Origin of the sequence: Burkholderia sp. Ac-20344, from assembly GCF_017104975.1 — a bacterium.
In the GTDB taxonomy this organism is placed as follows: Bacteria; Pseudomonadota; Gammaproteobacteria; order Burkholderiales; family Burkholderiaceae; genus Burkholderia.
The window spans coordinates 1-2,998 of record NZ_JAAGPP010000312.1; the positions used below are offsets into that span (position 1 = coordinate 1).

Sequence of the window (2,998 nt, forward strand, 5' to 3'; positions counted from 1 at the left end):
CGATCGGCGCGTCGGGCTGCCGGATCCTGGTGACGCTGCTGCACGAGATGGCCAAGCGCGATGCGAAGCGCGGGCTGGCGTCGCTGTGCATCGGCGGCGGGATGGGCGTCGCGCTCGCGGTCGAGCGCGTCTGAAGAGCTCTGACGACACGATTCGCTGCGGCGCCGGCCGGCGCCGCAGGCGAACCAGGCGGTATTCGCGCATGACAAGCAGCCAATAACAAGCGCGAGGTGCCGGTGCGTGCCGCACCCGCTACGCGGGCGGCTGCGCATCGAAGCGGTGGGGCGGCAGCAGGTACGATGCCGCCGCCCCGCATTCATCGATTACTTTTTTGTCGGTAATTTATAGGATGACTAAGCGAATTGCAGTTGTGACAGGTGGAATGGGCGGTCTTGGCGAAGCGGTCAGCATCAGGTTGAACGACGCGGGCCACCGGGTAGTCGTCACGTATTCGCCGAACAACGCCGGCGCGGACCGCTGGCTGACCGAGATGCAGGCGGCCGGCCGCGAGTTCCACGCGTACCCGGTGGACGTGGCCGATCACGATTCGTGCCAGCAATGCATCGAGAAGATCGTGCGGGACGTCGGCCCGGTGGACATTCTCGTGAACAACGCGGGCATCACGCGAGACATGACGCTGCGCAAGCTCGACAAGGTCAACTGGGATGCGGTGATCCGCACGAACCTCGATTCCGTGTTCAACATGACGAAGCCGGTCTGCGAAAGCATGGTCGAGCGCGGCTGGGGCCGCATCGTCAACATCTCGTCGGTGAACGGCTCGAAGGGTTCGGTCGGCCAGACCAACTACGCGGCTGCGAAGGCCGGCATGCACGGCTTCACGAAATCGCTCGCGCTCGAGATCGCGCGCAAGGGCGTGACGGTGAACACAGTGTCGCCGGGTTACCTCGCGACGAAGATGGTCACGGCGATCCCGCAGGACATCCTCGACTCGAAGATCCTCCCGCAGATTCCGGCGGGCCGGCTCGGCAAGCCGGAGGAAGTCGCGGCGCTGGTGGCTTACCTGTGCTCGGAGGAGGCCGGCTTCGTGACGGGCTCCAACATCGCGATCAACGGCGGCCAGCACATGCACTGACGCGCGGCGGTCCGGCGCTCCGGCTGCGTGCGCGCACGTGCCGGGCCGCGTTCCGCTCTATCCTGTGCCAGGGCGGCGGCAGGTGCGCCGCTTCGGCCTCGCATTCCGGAGAACGCATGGGCGACACCTGGATGGGACTCGCGATCGGCGGCACGGCACTGGCCATCGCGCTGACGATGGCGGTCTCGCTCTACTGGCTCGAGCGGCGCCGCGCGCGGCTGCTGTGGAACTTCGATCATCGCGATTGCTGGCTCGTCGCGTACGGCAAGTGCTTCGCGCGCGTGCGGGCCAGGCCGGCACGCCGCATACGCGGCGCGCGTTGACGGCAGGCGGCGGCATTGCGGCGGTGACGCGCCACGGTTGACGAGCAGTCACGCACCGCGCGCATGCCACGGGCGATGCGCGCGATGCCCGTGGTCAATCGTTCTTTTCGCTTTTTCCACCCGAGTCGTTCTTGTGGAAGATCCGCTTCGTCGTGCGCTTGGTGGCATCCCAGCCTTCGCGCGACGCGTGTGCGACCCCGTGCCCGACCGCCTTCGCGGCGCTCGCGGTCGCGTGGCCGAAGCTGCGGGCCGCCTCGCCGGTCTTGTGCGCGGCTTCCTTCGAATCGCGCTTGATGTCCTGCTTCACTTCCGACATGTCCGCGTGCGCGATCGGGCTGATTAGCGCCAGAACGAGCGCGGTGCCAATGAACTGACGAACTTTCACGACCTGGTTTCCTTCCATTGAGTAAGCGGCTTCATCAAGGAGTCGCATTGCCGGCTGGCGCCGGGCGAAACGCGCCCGGCGCCGACGCATCGAGCATCACCGCGGCGCGGCCGGACAGCAGCACGCGATCGCCGCAGCGCAGCGCGAAGCCGTACAGCACCGAGCGGGCGTCGCCGCTCACGCGTTCCGCTTCGACGACGAGCGGCTGCGCGAACGTGTCGAGCCGGTCGACGAACGCGTCGACGTTGCGCACGCTCGCCAGATAGCCGGCGCGCGGGCGCGCTTCGTGCGCACCGAGCAGCGCGCCGTGCACGGCCATCGCCTGCGCCGCGTATTCGATGCCGCAGACGGAGGCGAGCCGGCCGTGTGCGCGCAGCGGGTTGTGCGGATCGCGGTGGCTCGTCGCGCTGCAGCGGATGCGGGCGGCATCCCACGCATCGACCGTCTCGAGCAGGCACATCGCACCGGCGTGCGGAATGTGCGCGGCGATCCACGCGTGATCGAGCGGCGGCGCGAGCGGGATCGTCGCGGTCATCACGCGCGCTCCGTGAACGTATCCGGCATCGCGACGTCGACCTGCACGCGCGTATCGGCCAGGTAGTCGAGCACGACGCGCGTCGTGCGTCGTGCGGCGATTGCGTCGAGCAGCGGCAGCACGCGCGCGGCCGGATTGCCGGCGCGCAGCGCGTCGAGTCCGGCATGCGCGAGCGTCGTGGCGGGCGCGTCGGTGAGTTGCACGTCGATGCGGGCGAGCACGCGTTCGCTTGCTTCGGGCGCGAGCACGAGTGCCACGCCGAATGCGTCGCCGATCGGCCGCACCGCGCGCAGCGGTTCCGGATAGTCGGTGTCGTACGCGATCAGCAGGGTCGGCACGCGATCGACCGCGACCTGGCACAGGCTTTCGAGCAGGCCCGCGGCAAAGCTGCCGTCGTGTGCGCACAGCACGTTCGATGTCGCCATCGCGCGCGTCGCGATGCTCCAGTAGCCGGCCGGTGCGTTGTGCACGGAATTGTGGAAGCGCGTCGGCGACAACTGGCGATCGTCGCCGGCGAGGGTTTCGCAGATCGCGTGGCAATTCTGGCCGTCGCCGCCCGATGCGCTGAACACGGTCGCGAGCGTCGCGGCGTCGCGTCCGCTCGCGGCCACCGCTTCGTGACCGGCCGCGAGCGCGACGCGCACGACCGGGCCCGTGCGGCG

At 68.9% G+C, this 2,998-nt stretch carries 5 protein-coding genes and 1 pseudogene; 3 read left to right on the plus strand and 3 right to left on the minus strand.

From position 1 onward, the window contains the following. The 3 genes and pseudogenes from G3N64_RS38670 to G3N64_RS38680 form a co-directional block, all read left to right on the plus strand. Window positions 1-134 (plus strand): annotated as a pseudogene (locus G3N64_RS38670) (acetyl-CoA C-acetyltransferase); the annotation flags it as partial. 215 nt (window positions 135-349) lie between these two features. Further along, a complete protein-coding gene (gene phbB / locus G3N64_RS38675) occupies window positions 350-1,093 on the plus strand; it encodes an acetoacetyl-CoA reductase (RefSeq protein WP_205788835.1) in 744 nt (247 codons plus the stop codon). Window positions 1,094-1,209: 116 nt separating this feature from the next. Further along, complete coding sequence (locus tag G3N64_RS38680) at window positions 1,210-1,416, plus strand: hypothetical protein (protein WP_205788836.1); 207 nt, start codon at window positions 1,210-1,212, stop codon at window positions 1,414-1,416. 94 nt (window positions 1,417-1,510) lie between these two features. Here the strand turns inward: G3N64_RS38680 and G3N64_RS38685 are convergent, their stop codons facing one another. From G3N64_RS38685 to G3N64_RS38695, 3 genes are all read right to left on the minus strand, one after another. After that, window positions 1,511-1,849: a hypothetical protein gene (locus tag G3N64_RS38685; protein ID WP_205788837.1), complete on the minus strand. Its 339-nt coding sequence runs from the start codon at window positions 1,847-1,849 to the stop codon at window positions 1,511-1,513. Then, the gene (locus G3N64_RS38690) at window positions 1,836-2,336 is read right to left on the minus strand and encodes a hotdog family protein (protein WP_205788838.1); all 501 of its coding nucleotides are present in this window, start codon (window positions 2,334-2,336) and stop codon (window positions 1,836-1,838) included. Before G3N64_RS38690 ends, G3N64_RS38685 begins: the two co-directional genes overlap by 14 nt. Further along, on the minus strand, window positions 2,336-2,998 hold a 663-nt coding region (locus G3N64_RS38695), incomplete at its 5' end, for a beta-ketoacyl synthase chain length factor (RefSeq protein ID WP_241021434.1). The genes G3N64_RS38690 and G3N64_RS38695, both read right to left, overlap by 1 nt.